The organism is Pseudomonas sp. FGI182, from assembly GCF_000511325.1.
Classification (GTDB): Bacteria; Pseudomonadota; Gammaproteobacteria; order Pseudomonadales; family Pseudomonadaceae; genus Aquipseudomonas; species Aquipseudomonas putida_Z.
Window position 1 is genome coordinate 3,199,773 of the sequence record NZ_CP007012.1, and the last position, 17,690, is coordinate 3,217,462.

The following is a 17,690-nucleotide window of genomic DNA, read 5'->3' on the forward strand; positions in this document are numbered from 1 at the left end:
GGGGAAACGCCATCAGGGGCCTCAGTCGGCGATCTCCACGGTAGCGGACGCACGCAAACGTTGGCGCACGGACTGGCGCGCCTGCGCCTCCCGCTGCCCGATGAGCGTGGCCCTGGCCAGGACCAGGCCCTGTTCGCGTATGACCGAAGGCTCGTCACTTTGTTGCTGCACTCCTTGCAGGTTTTGCGAATTGGCATCATAGAATGCCTCCACTTCGGCCTCGCTGGGCGCGGCGACCGCGCTGAGCTGGGCGTACACCTGCTGCGCGGCCAGCTCGCGCCGGGTGTACTCATTGTACTGTGCCCTATCGAAGCCCGCTTCCGCCAGCCGCCGCTCAAAAATTGCCGGGCTGCCAAGCGCGGACTCGATGTCGCCCACATGCGCCGACACCTGCTCGTCGCTGATGGCTATGCCGAGGCGTTGGGCCTCCTGCCACAACAGCTCCTTGTCGATCAGTTCATCCAGTGCCTGATCGCGCAGGCGCTGGTACAGGTTCGGGTTGCGGATGCTGGCCACCGCGCGGCCCTGGGCGTCCAGGTATTCGCTGAAATAGCGCTCCAGGCGCATCGTCTCGATCTCCACACCGTTGACCCGCGCCGCCGGCATATCGGCCCAGCTTGCCTTGGCCAGCACCTGCAACAGGCACAACAACAGAACACGCATGGCAACCTCCGCTCAAGGGCTGTCCGGCAGTGGCCGGTACGGGGTGACCGCGGTAAAGCGCGGCCCGGGCAGGGCCACCGCCACCACATGGGCACCGGCCATGCCCTGGCGGCGACCGGGGCCGAAGCCCAGGGCCGGGGTCAGGCCGGTGGACACATCATGCAGGCCTTCCAGCGCGGCAATCAGCTGCTCGCGGCTGGTGTCACGGCCAGTCTGCTTCAACGCTTCGCTCAACAGGCGCAGGGCGCACAGGGTGTTGACCTGCAACGACGCCTGGCGAGGGTCGAGGCCCTGGCGCTGCTGCAGGCCGGCCAGGGTCGCCAGGCCCTGTTCGGTCCAGTCCTCGGGCACGTAGGGATAAGCCAGGAACACCCGTTGCGACCAGAACTCGGGCAAGCGCGCCACGGCGCCGGTCACCTGGCTGGAGGCGCCAAACAGGTATGGCTGGCGGCCGGCTGCCTGCAGCGCCGAAGCCAGTTCGGCAAAGGCCTGGGCACGGCCGAGGAAGACAATGCCCTGCCCGTCCACGGCTTTGCCTGCAAAGGCCTGGGCCGCGGGTGGTGCCCAGCCCTGCTGCTGCAGGCGTTCGCGCACCTGCTCGGCCAACGCCGCATGTTCATTGCCGGCATACACCACACGCAGGTCGCTGGCAGCCAGGCCCAGCGCTGCGCGGGCGTGGCCGGCCAGGCTCAGCAATTGCGCGGGCAAGCCGGGCAACGGGTCGAAAATCTGTGGGCTGCCGCCGCTGCGTGGGGTGCTGCCGATCAGCGGTACATTGTGTGGCACCAGCAAGGTTGCCAGGCGCTGGTCGAGCATGGGTACCAATGGCGCGATCAGGGCGAACACCCGCTCCTGCTCCAGCAACTGCTGCAGCGCCCGTTCGGCGCTGGCCGGGTCGGCGCCCGGGTCGAGCACCACCAGTTCCAGGCGTCGCCCGTGGATGCCACCCTGCTGGTTGAGTTGCGTCAGGCCGTCTTCCAGCACCGCACGCACCACCTGCCCGGCCTCGGCCAGCGGGCCGGATGCAGGCAGCAAGGTGCCCAGGCGCAGCACGCCCTCCTCCACGCCGGGGTCGCGTTCCTGGGCCAGGCGCTTGAGGTAGGCCGTGAGGTTGCGCTGGTCGGCCAGGGTCAGCTCGAAGCGTGGCATGGCCGGGTCCAGGCGATTGCCGGCCGGGTCGACGCCGTGCTGAATGGCCCGGGCCAGGCTGCTGTCGGTGTAGGCCGGATAGCGGCGGCCGTTGACCTCGCGTTCGCCCTGGCCTTGCGCCAGGCGCTGCCAGTCGAGGCTGGGCGGGCGTACCCCCCCTTCGGCGCGGCCACGGCCATCGTTGCCGTGGCAGCTGGCGCAGGGCAGCACGCTGGCGGGGACCGTCATGTCGCTGGCACCGACCCGGGCCTGCAATTGTGCGTCGCTGCTGGAGACGCCCTGGCGGTAGAGGTGTTTGCCGGCTTGTTCATGTTCGGTCAGGTCCAGGGCGAGTGCACCGCTGCACATGGCAATACCTAATGCGAATGCCAGATAGCGCAGCACTGCTTCAATACAGACGCGAATCCCTGTAGGAGCGGCCTTGTGTCGCGATCGGGCGCGCAGCGGCCGCAGGACCGGCGAATGTGTTTCATCAGGTACTCCGGGTATGCCGGTTTTACGGCCGCTGCGCGCCCGATCGCGACACAAGGCCGCTCCTACAGGGATTCGCGCCGGGATTCGCGCCAAATTTGGCGTCGGCATTGGCGAAGTACTGCGCATGATGCTCACCGCCCTGCCAAAGGCAGTGCCAGCAACTGCATGCGCTGGGCAATCGCCGCAGGCGGTGCATCCGGGCGGATCTTGCTCCAGCGCTTGCCGGCCACATCGCCGGCAATCAGCTGTGTCGAATGCTGCTCGGGGCTGGGCAGGAACTGGCCGATGCGGCCGAGCACCAGGTCGACATTGGCCTTTTCACCCGTCAGGAACAACCAGTTGGGCCCATCCACGCCCTGCTTCTCGGCAAAAGCCTTGAGCACTTCGGGGGTGTCGTTGAGCGGGTCGCTGCTGATCGACACGAAGGTCACCTGGCTGGCCAGCTGCGGCCCCATGGTCTCGCGCACTTCACGCAACTTGCGGGTAATCAGCGGGCAGGCGTCGGTGCAGTGGGTGAAGATCACGTTGAGCATCACCACCTTGTCCTTGAGCACATCGCTGTAGAAGCGCAGCTCGCGGCCGTTCTGGTCCTTGAGCACAGTGTCGGTGAACCAGGTCCGGGCATCGCGGGTGCCGCCGCCACTGGTCATCGCCTGCGGTGCCGGCTGCGGTTCTGGTGCCTGCGGGGCATGGCCTTCGTGGGCGAACGCCACCGAGGCGAGGATCCACAGGCAGCCACCCAGCACCAGCCAGTCAAAACCGCGCATGCCAACGCGGCGGTTGCTTACCTGGCTCATGGTTGCACCTCGTGATGGTCGGCAATGGCCGTGCTCTTGGCATGCACCCGGCGGGCGCCGAGGCGGTTGATTTCGTCGATCAGCACTGCCGGGTCGGTGAACCCGTAGTAGCGCGTCCAGTGCCCGGTGCGCCCGTCACCCACCAAAATCAGCGGCGGGTGCTGGCTGAGGTCGGCGCTGAAGCTGCCCAGGCCCTTGAGGGTTTCGCTGATGGCGTACGGCGTGCCGGTCAGCCAGCTCCAGCCCGGCCCCTTCTGGAAGGCCTTGGCGTAGTCCTGCAGGCGCTTGGCGTCGTCACGTTGCGGGTCGATGCTGATCGACACCAGATGAATGTCTTGCCCTACCCGGCCACCCAGTTGCTGCTGGACCTTGCCCATGATCGACGACACCACCGGGCACACCGTGGTACAGCTGGTGTAGATGAAGCCCATGACCACCAGGTGGTCGCCCACCAGGTCTTTTTCCAGGCGTACCGGCATGCCGTCCTGGTTCAGCAGCGAGACATCGGCAAAGCGCACGCTGGCCTTTTCCTGGCGCGCCGCCGGCGGCTGTTCGGCGTGGCCGTTGTGATCGTGGCCACCATGGGCCAGAGCCAGGTTGCCGGCCAAAGCCAGGCTCAGGGCCAACAGTTTGCAAGCATGCTTGGCGTTCATCGCAGGTTCCTCACGTCATTCTCGGAAACGGTGGACGTTGCGGCCGGCAGGACGCGCAGGCTGGTGTAGTTTTCCTCGGCGAACCTGCGCCCCAGCGACGGCGACTGCACGTGCAGGTACCAGGCGCCGGCTTCGGGCAGGGTCAGGGCTGCCTGATAGATGCCCTCGCCCACCTCCTCCAGTTGCAGGTTTTGCGGCATGGACGAAGGCGCCAGGAAGTAGCGCAGGCTCAGGTCGCTCAGGCCCAGGCGCGGCTGGCCGTCGTCGCCGACGATGCGCACCCGCGCGGTAACGGCACTGTGCTGCGACAACGGCCGGTCCAGGCCGATGAACTCGGCGTGGGCGCCCTTGCGCTTGCCGGCATTCGGCGCCGCGGCCACATCGGTGCTGAAGCAGTGGATGATCTGCGGCTGGTTGAGCAGGAAGGCCACGTCGAACTTGCCGGCAGCGGGCATCTTCACCGTCGAGCCGTACACGCCCGGTGCCAGTTCGCGCAGGCTGCGGTCGACGACGATGGCGGCGCGGGCCTGGTGGCCGCGGTTGTTGTAGCCGGACATTGGTGCGTTCATGCCTTCGGCGTAGAAGTAGGTAGTGTTGTCCACCGGGTTGACCACGAACACCGAATTGTCGTCGCGCGACACCGACAGCCCCTGGGCCAGCGGCAGGTCACCGGCCTGGCGTGGCGCCGCCGGGCCAGCCTCGAAGCCCTGGATGATCGGCGAACGCCCTTCGCCCAGGCTGGCCAGGTTGATCATGCTCACCTTCGGTGACGCCAGGCCCCGTACGTAGGCATAGCCCTTGGTGAAGGTCAGCTGGTACGGTTCGGCCGCCACCGGGATCTGGTGGATCAGCTTGTCGGTACTGGCGTCGATCACCAGGGCCTGGTTCTCCAGGGTGTTGAGCACGATGCCGTAGCGGCCATCGCTGCTGAAGCGCATCGGCCCCAGGCCCTGGGCGGCCTGGACCGTGTGGCGCAGCTGGTGGTTGCGGGCATCGAACACGCGCACGCTGCCCTCCTCGCCATCGACCACGTACACCGCCTGGGACAACGCCGAATAACTGACCGAAAGCGGGTGCGGGCCAACCTTGATGGTCTTGGCCAGGCGCATTTCCGGGATGTCGATGACACTCAGGGTGCCGCTGTCGCGGTTGCTGACATAGGCGTAGCGCGAGTCGGCACTGAAGGCGATTTCGTGGTGGCCGCCGCCGGTGTTGAAGGTTTTCAGGGTGTTGCGCCCCGGTACATCGATCACCGTTACCCCGCCCTTGGCCGGGTCGCTGCTGTTGTTGCCTACCCACAGCCGGTGCTGGTCCGGCTGCAGGGCCACGCGCAGGGGCTGGTCGCCAGCGTTCAGGTCGGCCACGCGGGTGAAGGTTTCGGTGTCGATCACCGTGACCTTGCCGCGCTCTGGGATGGACACGAACACCAGCTTGTCGTCACCGGTGGCCACCCAGTCCATGGGCCGCCCAGGCAGGCCGATGCGGGCCATGGTGCTGGTCACGCCGCCCACCGAAACGGTCGGGTCGATCACCGTCAGGCTGGCGTCCTTGTTCATCATCAACAGGAAGTAGCTGTTCAGGTCGAGCAACGGCCGGGCGCCGATACTGCTTTTGAGGAACAGCGCGACACGGGCCTTGCAGCTCTGGTCGCGGTCGCCCTCCGGGGCCGACTGCGTCGGGTCGATCCACGCCCCTGGGGCCATGCCCGACAGCGGCTGGCCACTGGCCTGGTCGCTGACCTTGAAACGGATGTTGGCGAAGCTGCCCTCCTGCAGTTCTCCCCCCGCCAGCGGCCGGGCCTCGAACTCCACGGTCACGCCGTCGCGGCTGAGCCGGTGCGGGGCCTGCGGGTCGTCAGAGCCCTGCAAATACTCGCGCGGATCGCACCAGAGGCTTTCATAGGCCACGCCCAGGCCGATCAGCACAGCCCCCAGTGCTACCCCCATGTATGCAAGGCGGGTCTTCTTGTTCATGTTCGCGCCCCCATTTACCGTCACTGCGCCGGTGCCGTTGCCGGCGGCGCTTCATTGGTCACCCGCAAGATCCCCCACAGCCCCGAAAGGTTGCCGTAGGCGGCGTAGTCGCGGAACAGGTAGTCGCCCGCCACCGCGTTGGCACCGCCGGCACTGGGCAGCATGAAGCTGAAGTGCGCAGCCGGCAGCACGCTTTCCTGGGCACCGATGTACATGGCCATCGGGTTGTAGCCGAAGCGCACCGAGCCGATGCCAGGCAGGCTCAGCGGGTAGCCGTCCACGTCGTTCTTCTCGGCCTGGTAGTTGTGCAGCGGCCACAAGTGGCCATCCAGCTGGTAGACCATGCCGCGGCTGCCACCACTGGGCATCACGATATGGTTGCGCACTGGCTGGCCGGGCTTGGCGTACAGCACCGGGGTTTGCGGGTCGCCGCCGACCAGGGCGTTGGCGTAGGCCATGTGGGCGTTGGGCACATCGCCAAAGCCCAGGCCGGCGGCGCGGCCGAAGGGTGAGTCGGGGGCCATGCCGAAGCGCAGCCACAGGGGCTCGGTCTTGTAGTTGACCGCCATGTTGCCGTTGTCCTGCGGGTCGCCGGCGGCGCCGTTGCCTTCGGTATTGATGCCCTCCACCGGGCGGCCGTCGGCCCAGCGCATGTTCAGCGCACGCTGCCAGACCGTGACGAAGTCGCGGTAGTCCGGCTGGCCGGTGACCTTGACCGTGGCCTGGGCCCGCGTTGCGCTGTCCTCGGTCCAGGTGGCGGTCTGCGGCAGGATGCTCATGGCACCCACCAGGCCTTTCTGCGGCTGCTTGATGAAGTCCGACGGGGTCAGGTTGAGGCCGCCGAACTCGATGGCCGTGGTGTTGATGTTGTCCACCGTGCGGCCCAGTTGCGACACCGGCTTGCCTTCACGCTCCAGGTGGCCGGCATAGTACTGGTAGGTACGGGTCGGCCAGGCGCCACTGGTGCCGGCACGCGGGGCCACGGTCTGCACCGGGTTGAGGCCGACGTTGGCGCCGTCGGACTTGGTGATGTCGTAGGCCAGCAGCTGGGCATGCAGGCCCACGTGGCTGGACGGCCGCATCAGGTTGTTGGCAAAGGCGGTAGCACCCTCGCTGTCGAAGCGGTCACGCTTGACCACGTTGTGCATCACCGCAGTGCTGGGCAGGTCCGGCATCACCAGTGGCAGGCGGTTTTCCAGGGTGATGCTGATGCACTCGCCGGCGTTGGCGCGCAGCACCAGCGGTTCCACGGGCACGCCCGCCTTGAGCTTGCCGGTGGTGGCGTCCAGGTCTGCCTTGCGCACGTACAGGATCGCGGTCGGGTCGTGCAGCGGCGCGCTGTGGCCACCGATGGTGAAGGGTTCCCCATCTTCGGGGTCAACCCCACTGACCAGCGGGATGGCGGTCTTGCGGCTGTTGAACACCAGGGTGCCGCCGTTGGCCTTGAGCGGGCCGCCGACATGCTGGCCGACACCGGCCGGGTCGTTAATGCTGACGCCGTTGCGGTTCTCGAGGATATCGTTGGCCAGTGCCGCGACGATCTCGTAGCTGCGCTTGACCGTGGGGCGGCTGCCGATGCCGTTGGGGTTGGCCGTGGTTTTCGGGCAGATGCCATCGAAGTTCACGGTGTTGCGCATGGCCACCGGCTGCGGGTTGTTGGGCAGCGGGAACAGGTCGGCACGCTGCGCGGTGTAGTTGCGCATGATGCCCCAGATGCCGTTCCAGTAGCCCTCCAGGGCCGCATCCAGCGAATACAGGTAGTCACCGTTGGTGGCTGCCGAGCTGGAAATCATCGACACCGGTGCCATGAAGCCCAGTTGTTCGGAAATACCGATCATCTGCGATGACTTCCAGCCCGAGTTGGAGCTGTTGCCGTAGCCGGTGCCGTTCTGCAGCCACTTCACGCCATGCAAGGTGATGTTGTGCTCCTCTTCATGGCCACCGGCATGCATGCGCAGGCGTACGTTGTCACCGGAGTAGGTGCGCAGCATCGGGGTGAACGGGTCGCCCGGTTCGCTGCCAGCCACGTTGATGTGCGGCGGGAACAGCGTGGTGCCGCCGGTGGGGCCGACCGCCGAGGTGATCGCCGAGGGCGCCAGGTTCAGTGCCGGGATGGCGCGGTCGGTACGGGTTTGCAAGGCGTAGCTCAGGTCGCCGGCCAGGCCGTCGGCCTGCATGCCACGCTTGCCGTCCGGGCCGACCTTGTTCGGGTCGTACACACGCAGGGCCAGGGGCTCGTTGCGGTAGTTGACGACGAACATGCCCGGGTCATCCACCGATATTGCCTGCGGGCAGGGCCGGCTTGGGCAACCGGGGTTGATGCCGCCGCGTTCCTCGACGATGGCCTCCAGCAGGTTCGACGCCTTGCCGCGCACCGGCGGGTTGATGGCGTAGCGGAAGCTGTCGGCGGTGGCCGGGTACGACTGGGCATTGGGGATGCCGTCCGGCCCGGCGCCGACATACACACCAGCCTCGTAGGCGTGCTGGAAGTCGCTGTATTCCAGGAAGAACTCGCGGTAGCTGTCGTTCTTGCCGTCGCCATCGTGGTCACCGGTCTGGATCACCGCCTGCCACGAGGTCGGGCCACCGTCCTGGCGCGTGGCCGGGTTGTACAGCTTCTCGCCGGTTTCGGCGTGGTACCAGGTGGAGTTGGCCGGTTCGGCCAGCACGGTGGCATACAGCCCAAGCTGCTGGTGGGTCGATGGGCCGAGGTGGTCGTGGGTGAAGATGGTGCCCAGGCCACGGTCGACGTTGTACACGTTCACCAGTGGGTCGGCGAACCAGCGCTGCATGGCCGTGCGTGCGCCCAGCCAGTCGGCCCGGCCGAAGCGGCCGAAGTACGGGTGCTGCCGGGCTTGCGGGCAGGCGGCGGTGCCGTCGCGGCTGTCGCCCTGGGTGCAGCCGTTGTAGGCACGAATGGCCTGCACCCGCTCGACCACGCTGCCGGGCGAGAGGATGCCGTCTTCGTAGTTCCAGCCGTTCGCCGAGCCATCGGCGGCGGTCAGGTCCCACTTGGGCAGGTGAATGTGCTGGCCGATCACGTCGGTCGGGGTGCGCACCTGGTAGTCGTCCATCTCATAGATGTTCGGGATCAGGTTGGTGTGCTGGTACATGGTGCAGTCGAAGGTGTTCATGCGCATCACCAGCGGCTCTGGCGGGCGCTGCTTGGTGATCACCGGCCAGGCGTCTTCCCACAGGGCGATGATGCGGGCCTGCGGGAAGTGGTAGCCGACCTTGTTGTACACCGCGTCGAACTGGATGTTGGCGCCCTTGTAGATGCGTGGGCGGTCGGCGGTGAAGGCCGAGGCGCCACGGAAGTTCAGGCCCGCCAGGCTCTCGCCGCTGAAGTACTCGCCTACCCCGGAAGACTGGGTCAGGCGTTTGCCCCGGTCATCCATGCACGGCTCGTAGAACGGCGCGCCGGCAGTCGGCAAGGCGCCGTTGGTGCGGAACGCCTTGGCCACCGGCTGGCTGCCGGGGATCAGGGCGAAGCTTGGGTGTTCAGCCAGGGCGTGGAACTGCATGGCCGCCTGCTCGACATCGGTGCCCTCTTCGGGCAGGTAGATCGGCTTGGCCTTGTGTACCACCTTGGTGAAATCGAGCTTGGTGGTGGTGGTTTCGGCCTCGCCGCCGGCGGATACGCCGTCCAGCGCGTGGCGCCCCAGGCCGCCGTCCCAGCCATCGACCTGGTTCGGGTCGAGGTTGGCCCACAGTGCGTTGCCGCTTTCCTTGAGCTGGCGTGCCATGGCCGGGTCGAGCATGTCCAGTGGCGGGGTTGGTGGGCGGTTGCCCACGCTGCTTTCCATGCCGCCGATCCAGAACGGATAGCCAGGGTTTTTCAAGGTGCCGTCGGCGTTGCGGTTGGCGTCACTGCGGTCGACCAGCGCCAGCGAGCCGATGGCCTTGCGAACCGGTTCCTGGTTGGCTGGCTCCTCACCCTCTTCTTCCTCGGGCTCGTCGTCATCATTGGCGGCAACCAACTCTTCGGACAGCTTCGGTACCACCACCACCTTGCCTGGCATCGGCGCCATGGCCTTGCCGGGCAGCGGCACGATGGCCGGGATCGGCGTGCCGGCAACGATCTCGCCATCGGGCAGGGCCCGGGCGCCAACCGCCGGCTTGCCGCTGCGCAGGGCGAACGGGGTGTTGTGGAAGCCGTTCTCGCCCTGACCGCTCACCTCGAGGCGGGTGCCTTCCTCGAACACGTCGTGCACCCGCCACATGGCCCACATGCCCTGGGCGAAGTGCGGGTAGAAGTGGCAATGGTAGATGGCATCGCCCGCCACCCGGTTGCGGTTGCCCGAACCGCCGTTGGCGATTTCGTAGGTGTAGCCGACCCCCGCGCCGATGCCCTGGGCATCGATGTAGTCGGAATTGTCGTCATTGGGGTTGAACAGCCACTGGTGGCCGTGCAGGTGGAAGATGTGCTGTTCATGGCCGTTGTGGGTGTTGCGGAACTTGGTGAAGTCACCGATGTAGCTGTGGTGCACGTTGGCCGGTTCTGCCGGGAACAGGGCCATGCTGGCCTTGACCCCGACGGCGCTGGCCGGTGGTACCTCGCCAGGGCGGATGTGCTCCAGGCCGACGTTGGCCGGCACGTCCACCAAGGTACCGACGTCACCGACAGTGTGCGCACTGAGGAAGAACTCCTCATAGGCGCACGACAGGCAGTCGTGCATCGGCCCCACGCCCAGGCGGTTGGCCACCACTTCGGCGCCCATGCCACCGGAACCGTAGTTGATCATGAACGAGTCGCGGGTGGGTTCCAGTACGTGGCCCATCACCGGGTCGGCCCAGTAGCCAGGGAACGCCTGGGTGCCGGCAACCTCGTCGGCGAACTGCGAGGCGAAGTCACGGAACGCCTCCAGGCGGTTGGGCAGCGCCGGGTTGCGCTTGCCCAGGCTTTCCAGCGGGTAGGTGGATTTGGGGAAGCTGCCATCGGGGTTGGGGCCCATGACGATGGCATCGGTTTCGCTGTTGATGATCTGGTTGCCGTCGACCATGGCAATGATCGGCTTGCCGGCCTTGCCTTCGGCGATCCAGGGTTGCATTTGCGGGTAGCGGGCTTCGTAGTCGATCACCGGCTGGCCGGTGGCGGTACGGCCGGTGGTGGCCAAGCGCATTTCTTCTTCGGTGAGGGTATTGCGGTAGGTGCGGCCGAGCTTGGGCACTACCACTACCTGGCCGAACAGGCCGTTGGCAACGTTGCCCGCAGTGCCCTCGCCGCCGAAGGTGGCGGCTTTGCTGGTAGCGGCGAAAGCGCCTTCGCGTTCGGCGTACAAGGTATAACTGCGGGTGCTGCCGGGGCTGACGAAGAAGTTGCCGTTACGCCCGGTGTAGGCAGAAATGTCGGCAATGCTGTTGACCGCCTGCATGCCGTTGACCTGGAAGCCGACCATGCGCTCGGCCACCTGCTCGTCGGCGACGAAGCCTTCGGCGGCTTCGTTTTCGAGCTCCGGCCCCTCCTCTTCGCCCTCAGCCTCTTCGGCCTCGATGCCGTGCTTGTTGGGGTTGGCCTTGTAGTCGAGCAGGTTGGTCAGGTTGACGGTAAGGCATTCACCGGCGGCCACCCGCAGCACGATGGGCCGCGGGCGCTTGTCCGGGCGCAGGGTGACCTTGCCCGGTACTGCCGCCCCGCCGCTGCTGAGGGGGACCATCTTGTCGTCCACCACATCCTCGCGCAGGGCGAACATCATGCCGTTGGCGTTTTGCGCGCCAAGGCGGTTGAACATCAGTGGCTGGTCCAGCGCCACCACGTTGGCGACCAGGGTGCGCTGGCACTGCACGGCGGCTTCGCTGGTCGACTCCCAGCCGAGCAAGGCCAGAACGAGTGATGACAGGATGGGGCCTTTGAGTGGCATAGACATGCTGCACCTCCGGGACACAGAATCTCTGCGTGGAGCTGGAGCAAGGTGTATGCCAGAAGCGGATTGCTTTTATTTTCAGTTGGTTGCAGCGGCAAACGAAACAGGTTGGGGAGGATTCCCCAGCGGTTTTCCCCGAAACGGGGGGGTGGGTTGCAGGTGTCCGTCATGAGATTTTCATTGCCTGGGAGATCGAGCGCCGCCCGCGCGGCGCTTCGCGGGACAAGCCCGCTCCCACATTTGTTGCAACGTGGCCATGTCTGTTAGGCCATGGTTGTCAGCCTTGTTGGTCTGACTCAATTTCTCGGTTGGCACTGCTGCCGCCTCACTAGTCTCAAGACGTGCTCCAAAGCAGGCAACCATGGCCTGACAGGTTCGGCACGTTGCAACAAATGTGGGAGCGGGCTTGTCCCGCGAAGCGCCGCGCGGGCGGCGCTCGATCTCACAGGCACCGACAATGTGGTGGCGAGCCCGTGGCGGCCCTAACCCAATCCCCCGCCCTGCACCTCACAATCAACAAGTCGCTACCCGTACTGGCCTCATCGCAGGCAAGCCAGCTCCCACAGTTACTGCACATGGCTTGAAACCGATACGGTCGATGTGGGAGCGGGTTCACCCGCGAACACCGGCGCAGCCGGTGCCATCCATCACGTCGCTTGGTTCAAGGGCCTGCCTGTGACCACTTATTACATCCCCAACACCCTGTAACGCCACGAGTCGAACTTTCCTACACATTTTTCGGAAGCCGGACTAGCGACCCGGAACCCTTGCCTCGTTAGTGTCCGGTGCTTGCACCCCGTGCAATTCACCACACCTGCCCGCATGCGCCAGGAGGCTGCATGCCGGCGTTCACCTGCCCGACGGAATGAACAGCAGGAACACTAATGAGCGCACAACACACTCTATGCGTTACCCCAAATACCCTCACTCCAGCCTGGATGATTCATCCCGTCACCTGGGGTACCCACCATGGATAAATGCTCCGGCGTCGTCGCCCCCACCGAGACCTTCGACCAGGACGATGTCGGCGCCAGCACCGAACTGCTGGCGCAATGGCTGACCGACCTCACCGGCCATCTGGTCAACTGGCGCACCGTCATCACCGTCGCGGAGGTAATGCCCGTCGCCGGTTCGGTATTCGCCGCCACCGACGCCATCGGGGACATCATCAGCCTTGTCCAGGGCACTCCGGAATACCGGGCCGACCTGTTCAACTGGGTTGGCCTTGGCATCAACCTGTTCGCCATTGCACCGATACCCGGCATGAGTCCCGCTCGCAAAGTGATGCGGCCGGTGTTGAAGTCCGCGAGGGCTGCCTCCAAGGACGGCATGGCCCAAGCCCTGCTGATCGCGATGGAAAACGCCCTCGCCGACGTCTGCCGGGGCGACCTGGAAAACTTCGTCAAGGAAATCGACCGGCAGTTACAAACCATCCTGGCCAGCTTTGCGCAGAAGGTCGTGGATATCTGCCAGTTCTTCGCAGACCTTATCCGCTCGGCCGCAGACGGCACCGTCAAAAGCACTGCCCTGACCGTTATCTTCCCGGGGTTACGCCTGGTTGCCGAAGCCTCCGATTACGCCAAACGCAAAACCGGCTACGGCTTGAGCAGAGACCAGCTTGGCCTGGGGCCGGACCCAAAACTGCTGGCACTGCTCGAACCCATTGCGCTCAGCCTGGAAAGCCTCGGCCGAATGGCAGGCAACAAGATCGCCCAGATCGGCAACAAGGCCACCCCAGGCAGCCTGGCGGCGATCCTGGATGCGTTGAAGCTGGCCCTGAGCAAGCGCAAGCCTGTAGTGATGCGGGCCAACGTGAATGCCGACGGCAGGGTCACCCAAGTGCGGCGCGTTCACCCACAAAACGGCACCGAAGCAGCCCCGCGGCAACGCCCTGCCCGTGCCGACCCCAACTGCCGCAAAGCCGGGGTCGCCGGCGGCACAGGATGCAGCATCAGTTTTGCCCTGGGCAGCGAAACGATCAGCCACACGGACTTCGCGCTACCCGGCGTGTTTCCCATCAACTGGAACAGAACCTATCGCTCGACTCTAGGCGCCTACGACCATAGCCCGTTCGGCGCCCGCTGGATCACGCCGTTCTCCAGCCGCTTCGACCTGGCCGGGGACACGCTCGTCTACCACGGCATCGATGGCCGTAGCCAGCACTACCCCTTGCCTGATGTCAGCAAGCATCACCACGACCCGATCGAAAACCTGTGGGTCGGACGACCAGAGGCTGACAAGCTGGTGCTGGCGCGCGGGCATGTGATGCATGAGGTGTACGTGCGCGACGGTGACCAGTTCCGGCTGGAGCTGATCTCGCATCAGGGCGGTGCATGCATCGCACTGTTCTATGAGCACCGCCATGCCGACCGCTCTGTGCTGTCCGACCTGGTGACCTACCAGTACGAAACCGCCCATCAGCACATCCACACGCAACTGGACGATCACGGCCGGATCGTCGCCCTGTGGTTGATGCGTGATGGCCAGCCAGAGCGTCAAGTCGCTGGCTATGAATTCGATGCCCAGGGCGACCTGTGCAGTGCGCGTGACGAACATGGCGCGCAATGGACCTACCAGTACGCCCATCACCTGATCACCCGCTACACCGACCGTACGGGCCGGGGCATGAACCTTGAATGGGTCGGCGAAGGCTCCGACGCCAAGGCCATCCGCGAGTGGGCCGACGACGGCAGCCTGGATACCCGATTGAACTGGGACCCAGATATTCGCCTGACCTGCGTGACCGATGCCAACGGCAACCAGACCCAGCACTTCTACGACAGCTTGGGTTACACCTACCGCATCATCCACCCGAATGGTGACGAAGAATGGCTGTACCGTGACAGGGACAAGAACGTTACCCAGCATGTGCATACTGATGGCACCGCTGATCACTACGTCTATGACAACCGCGGCAATCTGCTGCAGCACACACGCCCGGACTACACGACCGTCCACCACGCCTATGACGACCTGGACCAGCGCTTCAAGACCCGCGATGCCGAGGGCGGCCTGTGGAAGTACGACCATGACCAGCGCGGCAACATCATTGAAACGGTCGACCCGCTGGAGAACAAGACCGAGTACACATACAACAGCGAAAACATGCTCGTAGGCATCAAAGATGCCAATGGGAATGACAGGAAGCTGGGCTATGACCGTGATGGCCGGCTGACCAGCTACACCGACTGCTCAGGAAAGACCACGCAATGGAAATACAGCGCGCAAGGCCAACTGGCCAAGCTCATCAATGCAGCCGGTGAAGCCACCGAATATCAATACCAAGCCGGCCAGCTGACCCGTGTGGTCCTGCCCGACAAAACCTCCGAGCGCTTCGAGCATGATGCCGAAGGTCGTATGCTCAAGCACACCGATGCCCTGCACCGGCGGACAATCTGGACCTATAACGAAGCCGGTCGGCTCAAACAGCGTCGCAACGACGACGATTCCACGCTCACTTATCACTGGAACAAGCTCGGCCAACTGGTGCGCCTGCGCAACGAAAACAACGCCGAGGCCACATTCAAGTATGACGCGGTCGGCCGACTGACGCGTGAAACCGGTTTTGACCGGGAAACCACCGATTGGCTCTACGACAACGGCAGCCAGTTGCCCACCCGCCGCATTGACGGTGATCGCATCACCCATTTCGAATATGACCCCATGGGAAGGTTGCTGGAGAGCAATGCCGGGCGGCGCGGTGGCAAAGCATGGGAAACCGAGAAGTTCAGCTATGACGGCAATGGCAACCTGCTGCTCGCTGTTAATGACGCCTGCAAACTGCAGTGGTTCTACGATGAGGCAGGCAACAACATCCGCGAGCACCAGCACTTCCGATACATGAAGGAACAGAAGGTCGCCGTCTTCAAGCACGAGTACGACGCTCTTAACCAACGTATCGCCACCGTACGACCTGATGGACACCGGGTCAGCTGGCTGACCTATGGCAGCGGCCACCTGCTTAGCCTCAAGTTCGATGACCGCGAGCTGCTTAGCTATCAGCGTGATGACCTGCACCGCGAAATCGGTCGTGAGCAAGGCAACGGCCTGATCCAGCACCAGACCTGGAGCCCGAATGGCCAGTTGCTGGAACAGACCGTAACGCCCAGGGGCCAGTCGAAACGCTTGGCTATGCGCGATTACCAATACGACGAGTCGGGCCGTCTGGGCCACATTCGCGACCTTCAACGCGGTGACACCTACTACCGCTACGACCCTGTGGGCCGACTGCTGGAGGCAGGCGACTATCACAAGAAGGAAATTTTCGCCTTCGACCCGGCAAGCAACTTGCTCGACCCGCAAGCGCCACCCGGGCCCAATCCTCATTCTCCGCGCCGAGTGAACGACAACGTCCTGCGCAACTACTGCGGCATCCAATACCGCTATGACGAGCGCGGCAACCTGCTGGAACGGATCGAGAATGGCAAGAAAGTCGAGTTTGTCTGGGACCTCTACAACCGGCTACGGCGCTACGAAGATAACCGGCTGGTAGTCACTTTTGCCTACGACGCGTTGGGTCGGCGCCTGTACAAGAACTCCCGTTCCAAGTACCGCGACCGGCCGCAGGCGGGGCCTGCCTGGAACGAAAACGCGCGACGGGAGTTGGATGGGAGGCTGGGATGCGGCTTTACCTACTATGGCTGGGACGGCAACACCCTGGCCTTCGAATGCCGCGATCCCGATGGTACTGGGCCGATGACCCATTACATCTTCGAACCCGGAACCTTCGTGCCGATTGCACAAGCGGTGTCGAAGGCTAGCTTGGAGTTGATACCTCAACCCGTTTACCAAGCGCCCTACAACATCAATCGGGATCCAGTTTGGCAGTACAAACCCACGCCGACCCCGCTTGACGCCTTTGCCTGGTACCAGTGTGATCACCTTGGGACCCCGATGGAGCTGACCGATGAAATCGGGCAGGTGGCTTGGAGTGGTGTATACAAGGCTTGGGGGGTAGCGGAGGAGAAGCGCAGTGAGCATGCGAAGTGGGCGGATATTCGCAATCCGCTGCGCTTTCAAGGACAGTATTTTGATATCGAGACAGGGCTGCATTATAACCGGCATCGATACTATGACCCGAGTATTGGACGATTTATAGGTAAGGATCCAATTGGCTTCTCAGGCGGACTAAATGTTTACACCTATGCAGCGAACCCCATTGAATGGCTTGATCCCTTAGGGCTTATATCCAACAGAGACTTTAGGCCGACTGCAACTCTCGACAAAAAACTATCCGCATTGGAAGGTGCTCAATCCAGAGCGGTCAGAGAGAGGCATTTATTGGACGGTAGAATCAGATACTATGAGCGAGAATCTCCTGCTAGAACCCAAGGACCCACTAGAGGGCGATCACACGCCACCGAGTGGAATCCAAAAACAGGTGAAGTCAGAAGCTGGGAGGAAAGCTATGATCACTCCGGGAATGTCAACCGCATTCATCCAAAGTCAAAAAACGGAAGAGAAATGAGGCTCCCTCATTACCCTCCAACATTGGCTGACATTGAGCAAGGCTTGGCTGAGCCATCTAAAAATTGCAAATGCGGAGATTAAGCAAATGCCCTTAGAAACAGCAGGATTGACTATTGCTAAAGACCTAGTGGAGCACCTATCAACTCGCAAATACGACGCAGTAAAATTTGCAATGTATGCGTACTCCATCTGGCTAGACTACAAACTTTATCAATCAGACGACACCCAGCTAGTGGAGATAATGGAAAAATTGCGAAGCATGGACGCAGGAGAGGAATTCGAATACTCCAAAGAGGAAATCCTAGAAATATTAAACGGATATATAGAAAATAACGAATCCAACTAGAACCCTAACGGCGGAGCACATGCTTATTCCGGCGAATTGCTCCGCTATGTGTAACATCAACTTCACCGCGCCGGTTGAACGACAACGTTCTCCGCAGTTATTGCGGCATTCGGGGCCGCGACGACGAGCGCGGGAACTTGCTGGGCCCGCGTAGCGGCCCGATCGCGACACAAGCCCGCTTCAAGAGGACCGCGCAGCCTCCGTAGGACATTTCTGAACATGAAACCAAATGCTTCAGAATGAACCCACTTAGGAATTATCCTACGCGCGCTGCCGAACTATCGCTGTTGTCGGGGAAACGC

The 17,690-nt window shown here is 63.8% G+C and carries 7 protein-coding genes; 1 reads left to right on the forward strand and 6 read right to left on the reverse strand.

Annotated elements, in window-relative coordinates:
- Nucleotides 1-21: 21 nt before the first annotated feature.
- From C163_RS14105 to mnxG, 6 genes are all read right to left on the reverse strand, one after another.
- Nucleotides 22-663, reverse strand: coding sequence for a SurA N-terminal domain-containing protein (locus C163_RS14105; protein WP_025339372.1), 642 nt, complete (start codon nt 661-663; stop codon nt 22-24).
- Nucleotides 664-675: 12 nt separating this feature from the next.
- A complete protein-coding gene (locus C163_RS14110; RefSeq protein ID WP_256220359.1) occupies nt 676-2,160 on the reverse strand; it encodes an ABC transporter substrate-binding protein in 1,485 nt (494 codons plus the stop codon).
- A 257-nt stretch (nt 2,161-2,417) separates the two neighbouring features.
- On the reverse strand, nt 2,418-3,083 hold the full coding sequence (locus C163_RS14115; RefSeq protein ID WP_025339374.1) for an SCO family protein: 666 nt from the start codon (nt 3,081-3,083) through the stop codon (nt 2,418-2,420).
- Nucleotides 3,080-3,736 carry an SCO family protein gene (locus C163_RS14120; RefSeq protein ID WP_025339375.1) on the reverse strand — a complete coding sequence of 219 codons (657 nt, stop codon included), beginning with the start codon at nt 3,734-3,736 and terminating at the stop codon, nt 3,080-3,082. Before C163_RS14120 ends, C163_RS14115 begins: the two co-directional genes overlap by 4 nt.
- The gene (locus tag C163_RS14125) at nt 3,733-5,709 is read right to left on the reverse strand and encodes a cytochrome D1 domain-containing protein (protein ID WP_025339376.1); all 1,977 of its coding nucleotides are present in this window, start codon (nt 5,707-5,709) and stop codon (nt 3,733-3,735) included. The genes C163_RS14120 and C163_RS14125 overlap by 4 nt, the downstream gene beginning before the upstream one ends.
- Before the next feature lie 20 nt (nt 5,710-5,729).
- Nucleotides 5,730-11,576 carry a manganese-oxidizing multicopper oxidase MnxG gene (mnxG, locus tag C163_RS14130; protein WP_025339377.1) on the reverse strand — a complete coding sequence of 1,949 codons (5,847 nt, stop codon included), beginning with the start codon at nt 11,574-11,576 and terminating at the stop codon, nt 5,730-5,732.
- A 966-nt stretch (nt 11,577-12,542) separates the two neighbouring features.
- Between mnxG and C163_RS14135 the strand changes: the two genes are divergently transcribed.
- Nucleotides 12,543-17,123 (forward strand): RHS repeat-associated core domain-containing protein, encoded by a 4,581-nt coding sequence (locus C163_RS14135; RefSeq protein ID WP_025339378.1) that lies wholly within the window; start codon nt 12,543-12,545, stop codon nt 17,121-17,123.
- The last annotated feature ends 567 nt before the right edge of the window (nt 17,124-17,690 follow it).

Coding starts and splice junctions, on each gene's coding strand:
- C163_RS14135 (WP_025339378.1), top strand. CDS start 12,543: ATGGATAAATGCTCCGGCGTCGTCGCCCCCACCGAGACCTTCGACCAG.
- C163_RS14110 (WP_256220359.1), bottom strand. CDS start 2,160: ATGTGCAGCGGTGCACTCGCCCTGGACCTGACCGAACATGAACAAGCC.
- C163_RS14105 (WP_025339372.1), bottom strand. CDS start 663: ATGCGTGTTCTGTTGTTGTGCCTGTTGCAGGTGCTGGCCAAGGCAAGC.
- C163_RS14125 (WP_025339376.1), bottom strand. CDS start 5,709: ATGAACAAGAAGACCCGCCTTGCATACATGGGGGTAGCACTGGGGGCT.
- C163_RS14120 (WP_025339375.1), bottom strand. CDS start 3,736: ATGAACGCCAAGCATGCTTGCAAACTGTTGGCCCTGAGCCTGGCTTTG.
- mnxG (WP_025339377.1), bottom strand. CDS start 11,576: ATGTCTATGCCACTCAAAGGCCCCATCCTGTCATCACTCGTTCTGGCC.
- C163_RS14115 (WP_025339374.1), bottom strand. CDS start 3,083: ATGAGCCAGGTAAGCAACCGCCGCGTTGGCATGCGCGGTTTTGACTGG.